The following is a 17426-nucleotide window of genomic DNA, read 5'->3' on the forward strand; positions in this document are numbered from 1 at the left end:
TCTTCTTCTGGGCGCTGTCGCTGATCGACCTGCTGACGCTCGGGAGCGCCTCGACCGAGCGGCTGATCTCGCTCACCTCGCTCTTCTTCCTGATCCTCTCCGGCCTCTCGATGCGGAGGTGGCTCGCGCCGATCGGCGGCCCGACCGCCGCGCTTCTCGGCGCCGCCGCCTACATGCTCGCCCCCTACCATTTGTTCGACATCTTCGGTCGAGGTGCGCTCGCCGAGGCCGCGGCCTACGCGTTCCTGCCGATGATCCTCGTGGCGCTCCGGTCGCTGAGCCGCGGCGATCGCCATGCGCTCCCGATGCTTGCCGGCTCCTATGCGGCGTTGATCCTTTCGCACCTCCCGACGGCTCTCCTCGCCAGCGTTTTCGTGATCCCCGCTTATGTGCTCTTCGAAGCCCGGCGGACCGCGATCGGCGCCGCCCGCTACCTCCTCCTCGCCGCTTCGGGCGGAGCGCTCGGCCTTGGACTTGCCGCCGTCTATCTGCTCCCCGCGCTCGGCCTGCTCCGCTTCGTCTCCTCCGATGCCTTGTTCAGCAGCTATTACAGCGTCGGCAGCTGGTTCTTCTGGCGGCCCAAGGCCTGGCCCAGATCGGGCTCGATGATCCTGATCATCCCGATCGCCGTGGCGGCCATTTCGCTGTCCGCTGCCGGTGCCTGGGCGGCAAGGAAGCGCCCTGATCGAGGGGAGGGGCTGTTCTGGTTCGGCGTCTGCGCCGCCTGCTTCATGATGATCTCCGGGCTTCTCCCCTTCCTCTGGAGCCTGCCCTTCCTCGCCCAGGTGCAGTTCCCCTGGCGGTTGCTTTCCATCGCCGAATTCGCCGCCGTCACGGCGCTGGTGGCGGGGCGGCCCGGCTGGAAGCAGCCGCTCGTCCTCCTCGGCGCGATCCCGGCTCTCGGAGCCGCGTTCCTGGTCTTCAACCTCGTCGCCTATTCGGCGCGTGAGGCTGCCGGGGGCGGAGCCGCGCACATAGCGGAAATCCGGAGCCGCTATCGCGACGCGCCCGAATATCTGCCGCGCGGCTACCCGCTGCCGGTGAACGAGCAGGGCGCTCCCGATCCCAAACGAATCCTGCTCCCCCGAGCCACGGCCCCGATAAACGGCGGAGAGATGGCAGTGGACCTCACCGAGCCTCGACGGGTCGAGGCCCCGCTCTTCTACTTCCCGGCCTGGAGGGTCACCCGCTCGGGCGGAGGCGAGGTTCCGGCCCGCCCCGGCCCGCACGGCCTGCTCAGCTGGGACGCCCCCGCCGGACCTTCGAAATTCCGCATCCAGAGGATGCCTGCGCCCGGCGAGCGGCCGGCGCAGGCCCTGTCCCTTGCCTCGCTGCTCGCGCTGGCGCTGATCGCGATCTCCGGCCGGATCCGCAGGCGCACTGGCGACTTGTCAACCAATGCGCGCTAGGGGGGCGGAATGAACTCCACGGCCTCACCGCCCGAAGCGTCCGCCTTGCGGATCGCGATCCTGCTTCCCTGCTACAATGAGGAGGCGGCGATCGCCCAGACCGTCGCCGGCTTCCGCGCGGCGCTTCCGGAGGCTGCGGTCTACGTCTACGACAATAACAGCTCCGATCGCACCCGCGAGCGCGCAGCCGCGGCGGGCGCGATCGTCCGCACCGAGCGGATGCAGGGCAAGGGCAATGTCGTCCGCCGGATGTTCGCGGATATCGAGGCCGACATCTATGTGATGGCCGATGGGGACTCGACCTACGATCCCGCTGCGGCGCCCGGGCTCGTGCAACGCCTTCTCGACGAGCGGCTCGACATGGTCGTCGGCGCCCGGAAATCCGAAGTGGAAGAAGCGTACCGGCGCGGCCACCGCCTCGGCAACCGGCTGTTCACGGGCCTCCTCTCCCGCCTGTTCGGCCGAAGCTTCAGCGACATCTTCTCAGGCTATCGGGTTTTCTCCCGCCGCTTTGTGAAGTCGTTCCCGGCCTTGTCGCGCGGCTTCGAGACGGAGACCGAGATCAGCGTCCATGCGCTCGAGCTGGCAATGCCGGTGGGCGAGGTGATGACGGCCTATGGCGCCCGGCCGGAGGGTTCCGCCTCCAAGCTTTCCACCTATCGCGACGGGTGGCGGATCATGAAGACGATCCTGCACCTCTTCCGGATCGAGCGCCCCGTCCTCTTCTACGGCGGCTTTGCGGCCTTCCTTGCCGCGCTTGCCGTGGTCCTCGCGGTGCCGCTGGTCGTCACCTACGCGCGCACCGGCCTCGTGCCGCGTTTTCCGACCGCGATCCTCGCCACCGGGCTCATGATCGTGTCGGTGATCAGCTTCGCCGTCGGCCTCATCCTCGACACGGTGGTGAGGGGGCGGCGGGAAGTGCGGCGGCTCCATTATCTCAGCTTCCCGGCGCCGGGAGAAGAAGCCTCCGGCCGACTTAAGCAATCGTAAGTAAACCTGGGTTAGGGCAGGTGAATGTCCGAACTCCTTCCCCTCCACGACGACTGCCGCCGCTGCGGCGGTCAGCAAGCCGCGCCGCCCAGTGGATTCGGGGAGCATGCCTGGATGCTCTGCTCGGCCTGCCGGGAGCCGGTGACCACCTGGGGCGAATATAAGAAGACTGCGCTCGAAGCGGCCGCCAAGCAGCTCCGCACCGCCTACGGCCGCAGGTACCGCGGATAATCCGCCGCCGCCCCGGCGGTCATTCCTCGAGCAGCACCTTGGCGGCCTCCAGCCGCACCACTTCAGCAGGCGGGATCCGCAGCGGGCGAGCGCCGGGTTCGGTGCTCAGCAAACCCTTCCGGATCATCCGGCGCAGCCGATCGACCGAACAGCCCCAGCGCGCGCTAAGCTCGCGAAGCGTGAGCGATTCCTCATCCATCCGAGGGGCACCCGTTCGGGTGAAGAGAATCATCGAAGCCTCCGAAGCCCCGACACATAATCCATGTTAAAGCGGCGGCGCTACAAGCTTTGCGTGAGGTGACGTCAACCTCCCGCAGGCGGCACCCGGGCAGGAGTTCGGCGTTTGGCCTCCTGAATGGCGAACGACCGGCTTCCTCCGAACAGGCCTCTCCTCTTGCTGCCGCTCGCCGCACTGGCCCTGGCAGCGGCGGCGTGCGGGAGCGGCTTCGACCAGCCCGCCGCTGCCAAGGCCGGGGCGGACCAGCAAGCGCGCACTCAGGAAGCGCCGACCCTCTACGGCCGCTGGTCGATCGTCGCCGTGAACGGCGCGCCGCCGCTGCGTTTCACCGGGCCGGAATCGCCGCAGCCGAGCATCGCCTTCTCGGGGAGCCGCTACGAGGGAAGCAGCGGCTGCAACAGCTTCGGCGGCACCGGGATGCTGGTGGGCAATCGCTGGTTCGGCGAGCCGCCGATGGCGACCCAGCAAGGCTGTGCGCATCTGGACGCGCAGGAGCGGACGATCTTCGCAATCGCCTCCGGCGGGCCGCTGGTCAGCTTCGCCGGAGCGGGGGAAGCAACCCTCAAGGCGCCGGCCGGCACGCTTCGCCTCCGGCGCGAGGGCGGGGAGGGGCCTCGAGCTCCTGAACAACCGCCGATGCTTCTTGCCGGCAGCCAATGGGAAGTGACCACGATCGACGGCCGTTCGGCCGGCAGGGGCCCCCGCCTCCTCACCTTCGAGGCCGACCGGTGGACCCTCGCCGGCGGCTGCGCTCCGCTCTCCGGCACGTGGCGGCAGCAGGGCCAGCGCGTCACCTTTACATTGTCGCCCGCGCCGCCCCGCGCCTGCAATGCCGAGGATCAGGCGCTTCGCGGCCTGTTCGCGGCGGCACCTTCCTATGTAGTTGGCCCCAACCGTGAGCTCGTCCTCGGTGGCGGCGACCATTGGCTGACAGCCTGGTTCGCCCGCGACTTCGGCCGCGACGGCAAGGCATTGCTGAGCGGCGAGTGGCGGATCGATACGGCCGACGGGCTGGCGCCTGGAAAGACGGAGCGGCCGCCGTCGCTGACCTTCGGCACGGCAAGCTACGCTGTCTGGGACGGCTGCAACCATACGGAAGGCGTCCAGCTGGTGCTGGAGCGGCAGCTGTTCACGCGCGGATCGGGGATGAGCACGCTCGCCTCCTGCGCGCCTGACCCGATCCGGACGCGCATCCACGGCATCGTCGGCAGCAATCCCCGCATCGCCAAAACCGAGGGCGGTGGGCTGGCGCTGGTCTCGCCGGCAGGCACGCTGCGGCTCAGCCGCAAGTCCGCGCGCGCATTCGGGACCGCCGAGCAATTGGGATTGCGCCCGCCGCGGACGATCGCGCTCCTCCGGCCGAATGCGACGCTGAGGCTCAGCGCCAATCGCTTCACGATCGAGCTCCCATGCGGCCGGATCGAGGGCGGCTGGCGCGCGGGGCAGCCCGCCCGCTTCAGCCCCGATCCGATCGAGCGCACCGCTCCCAATTGCGCTCCGGCGCCGGGTTCGGACGCGTTCCGCCTCGGCCAGTTCTTCACCGGCAACGTCCATGCCGTCACCGGCCCCAACCGCGATATCGTGCTGCTCGTGAACCGCGACCGGAGCATCGCGGCACGCACTGCGGACGCGCCTTGAGACTCACCTGCTGAAGATTGCATAAGCAACCCGAGGGAGACTTGCCGATGTTCGACCGCCTGACCCCGATGCAACGTGGAGCCGTCGTGGCATTCGTCCTCGGCGTCCTCACGGTCATCATCATCACTGCGATCGTCCGCTAGCAGCGGGGCGGGCAGGGGAGGAGGCACCGCCTCACCAGCCGGATAGCGCCCGGGGATGCCGCCATTGCCCGCGCGTCGAAACCTGTTAGCCTCGGAGCTTGAAGGAGACGCCTCATGCTCGTGCGCCGAACCCGTCCGCTGCTGGCGGCGCTGCTGCTGGCGCTCCTGCCCGAAGCGGCAGGAACGGCCTCTCAGGGCGCTGCGTCGCGACCCAATCCCTGCCCCGGCGCCTCGGGCAGCGGCGTTCCGGTGGCGAAGCTCGGGCTCCAGCAGCCGCATCTGATCCTCGATCGCGACTTTCCCGATCCCTTCGTCGCGCGCTTCGGCGGCGTCTATCACGCCTATGCAACGGGTGTCGGAGGCGGCGGGCCGCAGCTCAACGTCCAGCGCGTGCACTCGGCGAACCTCACCGGCTGGAGCGCATCGGCCGAGGCGCTTCCGAACGCCAACCTTCCGGCCTGGGTCGATCGCTCGAACCCTCAGGTCTGGGCGCCGGAGGTGATGCAGGTGGCGGGCCGCTACGTCCTCTATTTCAACGCCCGCCACCACTCCTTCTCGCGCACTGAACGGTCCGAGAAGGGCCTTCACGTGCTGAGGCGCCACTGCCTTGGGGCGGCGGTCGCCGATCGGCCCGAAGGTCCCTTCCACGGCATCGACGAGCCGCTCGTCTGCGCCGAACTTCCCGAAGGAGCGATCGACGCCAGCCCCTTCCGCGACGGCGACAGCCTCTATCTCCTCTTCAAGGACGACGGCAATTGCTGCGGCCGCGGCTCCGCCATCTACGCGCAGGGCCTGAGCCCGGACGGGCTCGCGATGCTCGGCCCCCGCCACAAGCTGATCGAGAATGCCGATTCGCCGGAAGAATATGACGATTGGGAATGGCAGGTCGTCGAAGCGCCCACCATGCTGAAGCGCGCGGGCGCTTATTACCTGTTCTACTCGGGCAATTTCTTCCGGAACAGGAACTACGCCGTCGGCTATCTGAAGTGCGAAAGCCCGCGCGGCCCCTGCCGCGATGCGGGGGACAATCCGATCCTATGGTCGCATCCGAAGTCGCCGCTGGTCGGCCCCGGCCACCAGGCGCTCTACGAGGAGGCGGGGCGCACCTACGCCTTCTACCACGGCTGGAGCCGGGACCCGGCCGGCGATCCGGAGAAGGCGCGCGCGGAAAAGCGCTGCCTCTACGTCAGCCAGGTGCGCTGGGACCGGTGGAGCAAGGTCCCCCACGACGTGCCCACCGTCACCGGCGGCTCGCCCACTCCGCGTCCTTGAGGCGAGCGCCCGCTATTGCGAGGACGCTTCGCCCCCGCTGCCGCTGCCCGAGCCCGAATAGAGGCCGCTCCACCAGGAGGTCATGTCCTCGGTCAGGCGCTTGGTCGTGTCCATGAAAGCCGTCCGCCGATTCGTATCCCAGAAATAGGCCGTCGCCGCCGCTCCGACCGCGATCGCGCCGGTTGCGATCAGGCGCGAGGCCGTCACATTATGTTCGATCGCCTGCCTGAACTGGGTCATTCCTTCGGACCAGCTGTCCTGCGTCTGGTTTGGTTGCTGAGCCATATCCGCCTCCGTTTGAATGGAGCGGATAACGGTGCTCCGCCTGAGCTGGTTCCTGGATCAGGCGGCGAGCGGCAGCTGCTCCGCTTCGGCTTCGACGGCCGCCGGAGCCTGCTCGGCCTCGGCGGGAGCGATGCGGGGGTTCGGGGCGATGAAGCGCGTTGCTGCGACCAGCACCCCGGCCGCCGCATAGGCGCCGAGCGCCGCCGGCGGATTCCAGAACAGCAGGGCCGCGAAGGCGACGCGGAACAGGTTGGCGTGGATCCCGAGATCCTCGCCGAGCCCCTCGCAGACGCCGAAGAAGGTGTCGGGGCGGGTGAAGAGGTTGAACTGTTCGGTCTGCATGCTCTTAGTCCCTTTGCCTGATGGTCCTTGTTGCAGGACCCTCAGCACAAACTGTGCCAGTTCGCGGAAGCGTGGATTTCCAGGGGCTTGGCGCCCGGAACCTCGCTTCCCGCGTCGCAGGCGGGATAATCGCGCGCCAACAATTGGGAAAAGCCGCCAACGACGGGGGCCGCTTCAGGCGCGATGAAGCTGCGCGGCGAGCGACTAATAGATGCGGAAGTACGGCAGGTTTCCGTCCCTCCGGAACAGGCAGGCGAAGCTCCGGCCCGCGGACCCGCTGAAGCGGTCGATCGTGCCGTAGACCCGCACCGCGCTGCTTCCCTGTAGCTCGACCCTGGTGATCTCGATCCGCCCGTGCCGCGCCGCCCGCGCCCGGCAGGCCTCCTCGGCGGCGGCGGGGAAGCTGCTCTCCGTATGAAGCTGCCGCTGGACCGCGCCCTCCCGAGCCGCCTCCACCGCCGCCGGAGCAAAGGGCAAAGCGGCGCACCCGCCAAGCGACAAAGGCAGCGCCATCAGGAAGGGCAATGCACGCACCGACGGGTCTCCGCTATCTAAGCTGGCTATCCTTGCTGCCCCTGCGGTTGATACCGGCTGGGGGAATACGGGCGTCGCGTCCGGACTGGCAGGCGACGCAGGTCTTCGCGCCCGGCATGGCACGGCGGCGCGCTTCCGGGATCTCCTCGCCGCATTCGACGCAATGCGTCTCGCCGTCCCCGGCAGCCGCCGCAAGCCGGGCTCGAGCGGCAAGCACGGCGTCCTTCACCGTATCGTCGATCTGATCCTGAACCGCGCCGTCGCGCGACCAACCGCCTGCCATCGATGGCTCCTTCCGGCGGTAGAACGAGTGGAAAGTGCTCGGGTTCATCCGAGGGGATGCTTCGGCACCTGTGCGGCAGCGGGCGGCACGCTCTCAACGTCTTGCGAATTCCTCGCTGCATGGCCGATGGGGAAGTGCTATTTCCTGGGTAGGATGACCGAGAGCGTAGCTGCCCTGAGATTGCCGACCGTCCGGGAAGCATTGGCGACGGCGACTGCCCTCATAGGCCGCTGCGTCGGCTCGCTTTCGGCGGAGGATGTGGGGCTTTTCGGGCCCGACAGCATTAGCTGGAGTATACACCGGCACCCCGCCTATGCGGTTTCCGCCATCGCCGGCCTGCTGATGGAGGCACTGCATCCAACTGCAATGGCAGCCATAGACCAGCATAGCGATTACCGCCGCGACGCCTGGAGGCGGGCGCAGAGGACCGCCAGCTACGTCTTCACCATCACCTTCAGCGCCCGGCCGGAGGCCGAGGCGGCGGCAGAGCGGGTGAGACAGATCCACAGCGCGGTCCGCGGAACCGACCCAAGCGGCCGCCAGTATCGGGCGGACGACGATGACCTCCTGCTCTGGATCCACTCCGTGAACACGGAAATCTCGCTTCGGGGCCATGAAATGTTCGTTCGGCCGCTCTCGCTCGAGCAGGCCGACCGCTACGTCGTCGAGCAGCGTTCGGCGGGCGCACTCGTCGGGCTGGACGAGCATCGCCTTCCCGCGACCCGCGACGCGTTGCATGCGGCGATAAGCGGGTACGAGCTCAGACTGTCCGCTCCAGCAGCAGAGTTCGCCGCACTGCTGCTCGGAAGCAAGATGCCTTGGACCATGCGGCCTTTCTGGGCGCTTCACGTGCTTGGGGCGATACGCCTGCTTCCCGCCGAGGCGCGCGCCGCCTACGGTTTTTCGCCCCGGCTTCTGATCGGCGGCTTCGGCGTCCTTGCTGTCCGCCTTGCGCTGCAGGCCATGGACTGGGGCTATTTGCTGCTTCCTTCGGTGCGAAGGGCGCGGCGAAGGCTCCACGAAGCAGCCCGCGCCCACAGCCGCACCGGCTGACCGCATTCGCCCGGTGGCCGCCTGCCTTTTCGAAACGTCTGGGTGGGCCGTCGCGGGAGTGAATCCCGTGACGTCGGTCGGCGCCGCATAAGCCACGAACCCACTGGCTTCCCGGTCGGATCCATCGTCTTGTTCAGGCACCCAGAGATAGACCCCGATCAAGTCCGGTCACGGTGAATGGGAGCCTCTACCGCAACTGGCTGTCCCTGGTGTCGCGGCGGTTGATGCCGGGCCATGTTATTGTTCCGGCGCCGCCAGCGCTATCTCCCGCAAATCTCGTCGGCCGTCGACGAGATGCGCGTGAGGCTGTTCGCATATCCGGTACTGATCATCACCGACTGGGGCGTGCAGCGGCGCAGCTGGAAGCGCACCTTGCGCGCGCGGAAATCGAGCGAGACGCGGCGGAAATTCTCCAGCAGATCGGTGCCGAGCAGCAGAGCGGGCTGCTTCGAAAGGCCGAACACCTGGAAAGGCGGCAGATCCGCGAAGGCGATCGGCACGTTGCGGAGGGTGACCCGACCGAGCCGGAGCTCGGGGACGGTAGCGATCTGCAGGCTCACCTTGGTGCCGGTCACGCCCGTCGCCTCGGCGGTCATGAACTTGAGGCGGCCGCGGCGGGTGAGCCGTTCGCGAAGCGCGGAATTGCCGATCGTGACCTGCGATCCGGTATCCACCACCGCTTCCAGCGACAGGCCCGCGGCCTGCACCTGAGTGAGGATCAGCTGCCCGCGCTGCACCCGCGCCGTGACGACGATGTCGCCGGGCAGCGCCACCGCGGGTTTCCGCGCATCCTCCACCTTGATCAGGCGCTTCTCGAAATCCAGCATCAGCCGCTGGCGCGACAGCGCGTCGATGCCGATCATCCCCGCTCCGCCCAAATCCGCTTCGCGCAGCGCCGGAAGCTCGAGGTTCGCGATCCTGGTCGATCCGAGGCTGAGCTCGTCCACCTTCACGCGGTCGACGATGTTCCGGTCGGTCATGTTGTTGAGCGTCACCGGCGTTCCGAGCGGCAGCTGCAGCTCGCGCGCGATCCGGTGCCCGACGACCGAAGTATCGGCGCCGCTGTCGACGATGAACTGATAGGGCCCCTGGCCGTTCACCCGCACTTCGATGCTGAGCCGGGTCTCGACCTTCCGCGCCTCGACGTCGTCGCCGCCGATCGCGAGCGTGTCGTCGATCTCGGCGGGCGGGAGCGGGCGCATGGCGGACGGGCCGGGAGGAGCGGGCCTAGGCTTGCCGATCCGCGGCGCCTGCGCCCCCGCCGCGCCCGCCGCCGCCAGCCCCGCCAGCAGGATCAGAACGGAGCGAGCCCTGGCCAACCGCTTTTCCCCTCGAATGCACCGGCCCCAGCCTATCCTGCGCGGCCCGCTCTTTCCACGCGGAATATCGAACCAAGGTGGCACATTCCCCTTGACATTTCCGTCTTCCTGTGGAACAAACACCGAACAAGCCGGGAGGGGCAGCCAAATGACCGAACAAGCATCGCCGAAGCCCGGCGGCCCCGAGGGCTCGACCATCCGCGCCTCGGGCAAGGACGGCCCGCAGGTCGTCCACAGCCGCGGCCACCGCTGGACCGACGAGGCCGAGGTGATCTTTCTCGACGTCCTCGCCGCCACCAACAACGCCACCTTCGCCGCCCGGCAATGCGGCTTCTCGACCGAGGCGATCTACAAGCGCGCCCGCCGCGATCCCGGCTTCGCGCGGCGCATGGCCGAGGCCCGCGCGATCGCCTACGGCCGGCTCGACGAGGCGATCGCCCGAGCCGCCGAGGCCTTCCTTTCGGGCGAAGCGGCCGATCCCGATTCGCCCCTCGCGAAGATGACGGTTCACGATGCGATCGCGATCCTGAAGCTGAACCGCGCCGCCCAGACCGGCGAGGGCCGCCGCCCCGCCTGGCCCGCCCGCCCGCGAACGCTCGCCGAGGTCCACGAATCGATCCTCGTCAAGCTCTCCGCCATCGCGAGGAAGCGTGGCCTCCTCTAGGCCCGCGCGCCTGCCGCCCGGCACCGATCTCGTCGAATTCCTGCTCTCGCTCCCGCCGGAGGACCGGGCCGCGGAGGTCCTGAAGCTCGGCTTCACCGAAGCCGACGCGTTCGACCGCGACTGGGACAGCTGGGCCCATGGCGGCCAGAAGGACCCCGAGACCGCGCCCGACGGCGCCCCCTGGTCGGTCTGGGTGGTGAAGGGCGGCCGCGGCTTCGGCAAGACGATGACGGGCTCGAGCTGGATCGCCCGCGCCGTCGCCGAGGCGGAGGCGCCGCTTCGCATCGCGCTGGTCGGCGCCACCCTCGCCGAGGCGCGCAAGGTCATGGTCGAGGGCAAGAGCGGCCTCATGGAGGTCGCCGGCCCCTGGATCCGCGAATGGTCGCCGAGCCTCGGCATCCTCAAGTTCCGCACCGGGTCCGAGGCCGCGCTCTTCTCGGGCCACTCGCCGGAGCTGCTGCGCGGCCCCGAGCATCACATCGCCTGGTGCGACGAGCTCGCCAAGTGGGAGAAGCCGGGCGAGACCTGGGACATGCTCCAGCTCGGCCTGAGGCTCGGCACGCGCCCGCGCGCCCTCGTCACCACCACGCCGCGCTCCGGGCCGCATCTCCGCCGGATCATGGAAAGCCCCCGCTGCGCCGTCACCGGCGGCCCCACCAGCGCCAACCCGCATCTGTCCGATCTCTGGCAGCAGGCGATGGTGGATCTCTACGCCGGCACCCGCCTCGGCCGCCAGGAGCTCGAAGGCGAGCTCCTCACCGACACCCCCGGCGCCCTGTGGAAGGTGGAGCTCATCGAACGCTGCCGCATCCTCCCCGGGACGGGGAGGGGGACCGCGCGAAGTGCGGTGGAGGGGGAGTCGTGCCAGGTGCTGAGCCCCCTCCGTCAGCCTTCGGCTGCCACCTCCCCGTCCCGGGGAGGATCAGGGGCGCCGTTCACCCGCACCATAATCGCCGTCGATCCCCCCGCCGCCGACGGCACCTGCGGCATCGTCGCCTGCGCGAGGGACGGTGAGGGGAGGGCGCACGTCCTCGCCGATCACAGCGTCGCCGGCCGCTCCCCCGAAGGCTGGGCGAGAGCCGTCGCCGACGCCGCCCGCATCCACGGCACGAACGAGGTGGTCGCCGAGCAGAACCAGGGCGGCAAGATGGTCGCCGCAGTCCTCCGAACCGCCGACCCGTCCCTGCGCGTCAAGCTCGTCACCGCCACCGTCGGCAAATCCGAACGCGCCGCCCCGGTCGCAATGCTGTTCGAAGCCGGCAAGGTGGTGCTGCACGGCAGCTTCCCCGAGCTGGAGGCGGAGCTGATGGGCATGATCGCAGGGGGCGATTACGAAGGCCCTGGCACGAGCCCCGACCGCGCGGATGCGATGGTCTGGGGCCTCACCGAGCTCATGCTCCAGAAGGAGAGGGCGGAGCCGAGGGTAAGGCTCCTCTAACCGTCATTGCGAGCCCGCGGCCCGCCCCCCGTCATTGCGAGCGAAGCGAAGCAATCCAGCAGACCGCCGTGCAGTGTCGATTGCTTCGTCGCCCCGCTCCTCGCAATGACGAGGGATGAAGCAGCCCGCTCACTGGCATAGTGCGTGCAGGCGGGCGTCGCGCTGCGACTGGCAGGCGACGCAGGTGCGGGCGCCGGGGAGGGCGCGGCGGCGGGCTTCGGGATCTCCTCCTCGCCGCATTCCACGCAGTGCGTCTCGCCCTCACCGGCGGCGGCCGCGGCTAGGCGGGCGCCGACTCCACCGTCATTGCGAGCCGCAGGCGAAGCAATCCAGATCAACTTCCGATCCCAGCGTAGCAAACCGGCAGAGCGCTCGCCTGCCTGATTGCGCGCTTCCCATCCCGTTCGTCCTGAGCCTGTCGAAGGACTGCAGTTTTTCTCTCTAGATCAGCCTGCTGGCACTGGCCACCGACAGCGCGGTGCGGCGGTGGTCGGGCAGTCGCTAACTACCCATTGCCGCCGGCTCGGCCTGTCGTAAGACAAGGGGGTGAGAAGAACGGCAATTCGCCTCTACCGGTGGTGGCGCGCGCTTAACCATCAGGGGCTCGTTGAGAATAGCTTCGACGGGAATGGCAAGCACCGGCGCGCGGAAGCCATCGGTCTGCTCGTGGCCGCCGCACCGATGGTGCCCCTCATGGTCTCTGACGAGATGGGATTGGAGCGCGGCTGGCTTTGGTATGGCTGGGGCGCGATAGCTATCGCGTGGGGCGTCAGCATCTTGGGCGTGACAATCTATCAGACCGGCAAGACAGCCGTTCGCTATTGTCGCGGCTGGTGGAACGGACGCCGGTAATGCCCACCTTCCGACGCGCACCCACGCCATTGCGAGCCGAAGGCGAAGCACTCCAGACCGACCGGCCCCGCCCCCTGTCATTGCGAGCGAAGCGAAGCAATCCAGCAGGCCGCCGTGCAGTGTGGATTGCTTCGTTGCTCCGCTCCTCGCAATGACGAGGGATGAAGCAGCGCGCTCACTGGCATTTTGCGTGCAGGCGGGCGTCGCGGGAAGGCTGGCAGGCGACGCAGGTGCGGGCGCCGGGGAGGGCGCGGCGGCGGGCTTCCGGAATATCCCCTCCGCCTTGGCCGCGGCCGAAACGAGGCCGATCGTCCGAAGCGCCTCGAGGAAGATGCGCTGCCGCGCGGGCGTCCAGCCGTCGCGGCGGTTGGAAGCGGAGGGCACAACTGAAGTGACTGTCACTTTAGCGGGGGGCTATGAGGGAAGAAATGCGCTCAGCGCTGGGAGGAACGGGGCGAGGACTCCCATGTGATCTGCTGCAGAGCTGAGAAATTTGTTGTAGGTCTCCCGAAACCTAAACGTGTTCTTCTGAGATTCCATCAGCCTGACGAGCTCAAGTAGCGTTTCGCGGTCAGCCCCCTCAATCCTGCTTGCTACAGCCCGTTGGAGCTGCACGAAGACACTGGAGCTAACCTCGTTAAGGGACCGATCGTTGCCTCCGATCGTGGTTCTGTTCTGATCGCCAGTAACGTCCCCTTGATGGATATGACCGTAGTTCGTGATCTGGACGTTCGCTCCAGCGTCCGAAGCTCGTTTCTTCTCTTCCATGCTAAAGCTAACTCCCTCTCCCAGGATACCTTCGCTTTCCAGTTTGATCGCCCAGTCCAAAACAAGGTTGCGAACTGCATCTACAATACTCACCAAGACATTCTTGCTGAAGTGAACGCTGTACGTGGCATTGGAATGTCCGCGGATTGCTTTTGCTAACTCAGTCGGGATCGGCATTACAACATGACCGCTGCCAGCGCCGATCATGGCCTCCAATCCACCGATTGGCTCACGGAAGAGCGATAAAGACAGCAAAGAAATGGATTCAGGATCACCCTGTGCGAGCCGAGTGCCGTGATGGAACGTCGTCGCCATCAACGAGCCGGCGGCTATCCTGTAAGCCGGAAGGTCTTCATCTGCGCAGGTATATCCGCTGAGTTCGCTATCCACCCAATCTAGCGTTTCCGACAGCTTGAGTTTGGCGGCAGCCAACTTCACCCGTCGGAGCAAATCCGAGGCAGACACATCTCGATTGAGGGCTGCGGCCTGTATCTCTTCAACCAAGTTCACAATCCGCGTCCCTTGAGAAAAAAACAGGAAAGAGGGTGTAACGACAAGATCACGCACACCTCGCGATGAGTCGCACGCGAGCCTTATGGCTTCCGCTCGTCGACGATCGCCAGAAGGTGACTGGCGAATACGATCAGCCTCGCCGCCTCTTCCCTATCGAGATCAACGTCCCGGTGACTGGCGGGGTTCTTGCAGTGCCCGATTGCGCCCACAAAGAGCGCCATTTCAGCCTCACGCTCATCTTGAGTGGTACCGACATTGCGAAGGGGCCCATCGTCAGGATTGAAGGCGCGTATGACCAACCGCTTTCCAATTACCGTGTTATCGTAGCGGCAGGCTGTACGAACCGCCACTTCCACCGATTTGAAGGCTTGGAACACCGCGACGTCATGATCGCCGCGCACGAACAGGTGGTGAACCTTCTCAGCTAGCTGCGGCTGCAAAAGCTGGATAGGAAGGGCATTCCCCTTCACGAAGGCTTCGACATCAGCCCGGCTCTTCAGGGTTTGTGCACGCCGGGTGAGCACATAGAACGTTCCACTCTGATCAGGGTCGCGCATGATGAGCCCTTGGCTGGTCAACCAGCCCATCGCCTCGGCAACTGCCAAACTTACGCCTCGCCGACCGTGCTGCCACGAAGGCGGCGGTTCGTTCGAAAAGGATCGGGGCGTGAACGAGTGAACTGTGAACAAACCACTCTGCGAGACCTGCGGTATGATCTCGAGTAAGATCGCCCCTAGCTCCTCGGGCTCCAATCTGAGCATGTCCGAAAGTTGAGGGAACATTTGATGGAGGAGGAGCATCCCCCCAGCCTAGCAGCAATCGAGGCGGCGAGAAGGTAGTTACCGTCACTCAGCCTCATTCAGCGGGGGTAAGAGGCCACGCTGGTTGAGAAGCTCAGATAGTTTGTGCCCTGCGCGTGCCAGTTTAGCGCTCCTCCAAGCGAGCAGTTCCAAGCCAGCAAAGACGAACGGCTGCCTCCTCATCGTTATGGCCGTCCCGTCACTCTGCGGGATATCGTGGAAGGTAATTTGTCCACCCAGGACCTGCATACGAGCATGTGCAGCCATGTGCCGGAGCGAGGCTAACTCATCAAACCTGTCGAGATAACTGACAGCAATTGAGCGATATTGCATCAGGGGCTCAGTACTGAAAACCTTCCGCAGAAACGCAATCCGCTTCTCCGCAGAGAACGGAAAAGTTCGGCGTAGTTGCACGTACTGCGGCAGCAGCGAGGCCCGAATGGCAAGTTCTCCCAGCATCGTCTCTATTTGGGCGAAAGCCGATACGATTACGCCACGATAGAATATTGCGTCTTCGATCTCCGCAGCTGACGACCACGGATTGTATTCAAGAGCGTATGGGGTCCGTATATACGACGAACGGACTCTGCGGGATCGTTCATGCTTCTCGCCAAAGACAGCCGAGCGGGGCAGCCCCCTGAGGATCCACGACGTGTCTGAGGTCTTAGCCAGTGCATGAACTCCGCGTCTCTCCGCCTTCGTGTGAAACCCCACCGACGGTGCAACCGCCACGGGGGCGGCCCCATGACGTCGAACGGGTTTGGCTGACGCCCACCCGCCGGCCGGACTGCGCGCTCTCTTTGCGCTGCTTCGGCGGCTGCGTGGCAGCCGGCGGCGCTACGCTCGGGCGCTTGTCACTGATCCAAAAAGCTCCGCATCTTCCGCGACCGGCTCGGATGCTTCAGCTTCCTCAGCGCCTTCGCCTCGATCTGCCGGATACGCTCGCGAGTCACCGAGAATTGCTGCCCGACCTCCTCAAGCGTATGGTCCGTATTCATCCCGATCCCGAACCGCATCCTCAGCACGCGCTCCTCGCGCGGCGTGAGGGACGCCAGCACCCGGGTCACCGTCTCCTTGAGGTTCGCCTGGATCGCCGCGTCCACCGGGATCACCGCGTTCTTGTCCTCGATGAAGTCGCCGAGGTGGCTGTCTTCCTCGTCGCCGATCGGCGTTTCGAGGCTGATCGGTTCCTTGGCGATCTTCATCACCTTGCGGACCTTCTCGAGCGGCATGGAGAGGCGCTCGGCGAGCTCTTCCGGGGTCGGCTCGCGGCCGATCTCGTGGAGGATCTGGCGGCTGGTGCGGACGAGCTTGTTGATCGTCTCGATCATGTGGACGGGGATGCGGATCGTCCGCGCCTGGTCGGCGATCGAGCGCGTGATCGCCTGCCGGATCCACCAGGTGGCGTAGGTGCTGAACTTGTAGCCGCGGCGATATTCGAACTTATCGACCGCCTTCATGAGGCCGATATTGCCCTCCTGGATGAGGTCCAGGAACTGAAGGCCGCGGTTGGTGTATTTCTTGGCGATCGAGATTACGAGGCGGAGGTTGGCCTCGACCATCTCCTTTTTCGCGATGCGCGCCTCGCGCTCCGCCTTCTGGACCTGGTTCACGATCCGGCGGAATTCGGCGAGGCTCATGCCGGTCGCCTGGGCGATCTCGGCGATCTCGCCGCGGATGCGCTCGATCGCGGCCGCTTCCTGGGTGCAGAAGGCGTTCCATTTCTTGTCGATGCCGCAGACGCGCTCGGACCAGTTCTCGTCGAGCTCATGGCCCATATAGGCGTCGAGGAAGGCTTTGCGCGGCACCTTGTGGCGCTCGGCGAGGCGGAGCATCTGGCCGCCCAGAGCGGTCAGCCGGCGGTTATAGCTGTAGAGCTGGTCGACGAGGAACTCGATCTTGGCGCCGTGGAACTGGACGCTCTCGACCTCGGCGGTGAGCTGCTCGCGAAGCTTCTGGTACTTGGCTTCCTCGGCCTTGGGGAATTCCTGGCCGGCGCTCATCGCCTCCATGCGCGTGTGCTGGAGCTTGGCGAACTTCTTGAAGAGCGAGGTGATGTTGGCGAACTTCTCGAGCGCCTGGGGCTTTAGAAGCTCCTCCATGGCGGCGAGGGAGAGGGTGTTGTCCTCCTCCTCATCGTCGCTCGGGCGCGGAGCGCGCTGCACGATGTTGCCGTCCTCGTCCTCCTCGGTCTCGGGGGCCTCCTCGACCTCCTCCTCTTCCTTGTAGGAGGGGCCGGCGGTCTTCTCGGAAATGTCGTCGCCGCCTTCCTCGGCGCTCTCGACCTGCTCAGGCGTCGGCCCCTTGGAGAGCATGGCGTCGAGATCGAGGATCTCGCGCAGCTGCATGTTGCCGGCGTTGAGCGCGTCGGACCATTCGATGATCGCGTTGAAGGTGATCGGGCTTTCGCACAGCCCCCAGATCATCGTGTCGCGGCCGGCCTCGATGCGCTTGGCGATCGCGATCTCGCCCTCGCGGGAGAGCAGTTCGACGGCGCCCATCTCGCGAAGGTACATGCGCACCGGATCGTCGGTGCGGTCGACCGTTTCCTTTTTCTTCTCGACGATGAAGCGCTCGTTCTCGCCGCTGGTGCCGTCGTCGTCGGCATCCGCGTCGCCGTCGGCCTCGTCCTTGGACGCGCCATCCTCGTCGTC

21 protein-coding genes are annotated in these 17426 nt (G+C 66.6%); 9 read left to right on the forward strand and 12 right to left on the reverse strand.

Annotated features, from left to right (window positions below; all coding sequences use genetic code 11):
- From VF662_RS01355 to VF662_RS01365, 3 genes are all read left to right on the forward strand, one after another.
- A partial coding sequence (locus tag VF662_RS01355) for a hypothetical protein (protein ID WP_464136806.1) occupies nt 1–1409 on the forward strand: 1409 nt, incomplete at its 5' end.
- Between the two features lie 9 nt (nt 1410–1418).
- On the forward strand, nt 1419–2399 hold the full coding sequence (locus VF662_RS01360) for a glycosyltransferase family 2 protein (protein WP_464136809.1): 981 nt from the start codon (nt 1419–1421) through the stop codon (nt 2397–2399).
- Between the two features lie 24 nt (nt 2400–2423).
- The gene (locus VF662_RS01365; protein ID WP_464136811.1) at nt 2424–2630 is read left to right on the forward strand and encodes a hypothetical protein; all 207 of its coding nucleotides are present in this window, start codon (nt 2424–2426) and stop codon (nt 2628–2630) included.
- Between the two features lie 19 nt (nt 2631–2649).
- Here VF662_RS01365 and VF662_RS01370 read toward each other — a convergent pair whose 3' ends face one another.
- Nucleotides 2650–2862, reverse strand: a complete 213-nt coding sequence (locus VF662_RS01370; protein WP_464136813.1) for a hypothetical protein — start codon at nt 2860–2862, stop codon at nt 2650–2652.
- A gap of 123 nt (nt 2863–2985) precedes the next feature.
- Between VF662_RS01370 and VF662_RS01375 the strand changes: the two genes are divergently transcribed.
- Entirely contained in the window at nt 2986–4506 is a 1521-nt protein-coding gene (locus VF662_RS01375; RefSeq protein ID WP_464136817.1) for an META domain-containing protein, read from the forward strand.
- Between the two features lie 257 nt (nt 4507–4763).
- Complete coding sequence (locus tag VF662_RS01380; RefSeq protein ID WP_464136820.1) at nt 4764–5921, forward strand: glycoside hydrolase family 43 protein; 1158 nt, start codon at nt 4764–4766, stop codon at nt 5919–5921.
- A gap of 12 nt (nt 5922–5933) precedes the next feature.
- On the opposite strand, the gene VF662_RS01385 is transcribed toward VF662_RS01380, so the two are convergent.
- The 4 genes from VF662_RS01385 to VF662_RS01400 form a co-directional block, all read right to left on the reverse strand.
- Nucleotides 5934–6206, reverse strand: a complete 273-nt coding sequence (locus VF662_RS01385; RefSeq protein ID WP_464136822.1) for a hypothetical protein — start codon at nt 6204–6206, stop codon at nt 5934–5936.
- 57 nt (nt 6207–6263) lie between these two features.
- Complete coding sequence (locus VF662_RS01390; protein WP_464136825.1) at nt 6264–6548, reverse strand: PspC domain-containing protein; 285 nt, start codon at nt 6546–6548, stop codon at nt 6264–6266.
- A gap of 204 nt (nt 6549–6752) precedes the next feature.
- Nucleotides 6753–7082 (reverse strand): hypothetical protein, encoded by a 330-nt coding sequence (locus VF662_RS01395; RefSeq protein WP_464136827.1) that lies wholly within the window; start codon nt 7080–7082, stop codon nt 6753–6755.
- A gap of 13 nt (nt 7083–7095) precedes the next feature.
- The gene (locus VF662_RS01400) at nt 7096–7365 is read right to left on the reverse strand and encodes a DksA/TraR family C4-type zinc finger protein (RefSeq protein ID WP_464136831.1); all 270 of its coding nucleotides are present in this window, start codon (nt 7363–7365) and stop codon (nt 7096–7098) included.
- Between the two features lie 201 nt (nt 7366–7566).
- Here VF662_RS01400 and VF662_RS01405 point away from each other — a divergent pair, with 201 nt between their 5' ends.
- Entirely contained in the window at nt 7567–8418 is an 852-nt protein-coding gene (locus tag VF662_RS01405) for an oxygenase MpaB family protein (RefSeq protein WP_464136833.1), read from the forward strand.
- Nucleotides 8419–8678: 260 nt separating this feature from the next.
- On the opposite strand, the gene VF662_RS01410 is transcribed toward VF662_RS01405, so the two are convergent.
- On the reverse strand, nt 8679–9737 hold the full coding sequence (locus tag VF662_RS01410) for a retroviral-like aspartic protease family protein (RefSeq protein WP_464136836.1): 1059 nt from the start codon (nt 9735–9737) through the stop codon (nt 8679–8681).
- A gap of 148 nt (nt 9738–9885) precedes the next feature.
- Between VF662_RS01410 and VF662_RS01415 the strand changes: the two genes are divergently transcribed.
- Together VF662_RS01415 and VF662_RS01420 are read left to right on the forward strand one after the other, a co-directional pair.
- Nucleotides 9886–10401, forward strand: a complete 516-nt coding sequence (locus VF662_RS01415; RefSeq protein WP_464136839.1) for a hypothetical protein — start codon at nt 9886–9888, stop codon at nt 10399–10401.
- Nucleotides 10388–11839: a terminase large subunit domain-containing protein gene (locus VF662_RS01420; RefSeq protein ID WP_464136842.1), complete on the forward strand. Its 1452-nt coding sequence runs from the start codon at nt 10388–10390 to the stop codon at nt 11837–11839. The genes VF662_RS01415 and VF662_RS01420 overlap by 14 nt, the downstream gene beginning before the upstream one ends.
- Before the next feature lie 129 nt (nt 11840–11968).
- On the opposite strand, the gene VF662_RS01425 is transcribed toward VF662_RS01420, so the two are convergent.
- Nucleotides 11969–12079: a TraR/DksA C4-type zinc finger protein gene (locus VF662_RS01425; protein WP_464136845.1), complete on the reverse strand. Its 111-nt coding sequence runs from the start codon at nt 12077–12079 to the stop codon at nt 11969–11971.
- A 306-nt stretch (nt 12080–12385) separates the two neighbouring features.
- On the opposite strand from VF662_RS01425, the gene VF662_RS01430 reads away from it, so the two are divergent.
- Entirely contained in the window at nt 12386–12691 is a 306-nt protein-coding gene (locus VF662_RS01430) for a hypothetical protein (RefSeq protein ID WP_464136847.1), read from the forward strand.
- Nucleotides 12692–12866: 175 nt separating this feature from the next.
- Here the strand turns inward: VF662_RS01430 and VF662_RS01435 are convergent, their stop codons facing one another.
- From VF662_RS01435 to rpoD, 5 genes are all read right to left on the reverse strand, one after another.
- Entirely contained in the window at nt 12867–13046 is a 180-nt protein-coding gene (locus tag VF662_RS01435; RefSeq protein WP_464136858.1) for a TraR/DksA C4-type zinc finger protein, read from the reverse strand.
- A 59-nt stretch (nt 13047–13105) separates the two neighbouring features.
- A complete protein-coding gene (locus VF662_RS01440) occupies nt 13106–13963 on the reverse strand; it encodes an AbiTii domain-containing protein (RefSeq protein ID WP_464136849.1) in 858 nt (285 codons plus the stop codon).
- Nucleotides 13964–14052: 89 nt separating this feature from the next.
- Nucleotides 14053–14577 (reverse strand): TIGR02391 family protein, encoded by a 525-nt coding sequence (locus VF662_RS01445; RefSeq protein WP_464136852.1) that lies wholly within the window; start codon nt 14575–14577, stop codon nt 14053–14055.
- A 240-nt stretch (nt 14578–14817) separates the two neighbouring features.
- Nucleotides 14818–15504 (reverse strand): hypothetical protein, encoded by a 687-nt coding sequence (locus VF662_RS01450; RefSeq protein ID WP_464136854.1) that lies wholly within the window; start codon nt 15502–15504, stop codon nt 14818–14820.
- A 122-nt stretch (nt 15505–15626) separates the two neighbouring features.
- On the reverse strand, nt 15627–17426 hold a 1800-nt coding region (gene rpoD, locus VF662_RS01455; protein WP_464136856.1), incomplete at its 5' end, for an RNA polymerase sigma factor RpoD.

This window comes from Allosphingosinicella sp. (assembly GCF_036387215.1).
Taxonomy (GTDB): domain Bacteria; phylum Pseudomonadota; class Alphaproteobacteria; order Sphingomonadales; family Sphingomonadaceae; genus Allosphingosinicella.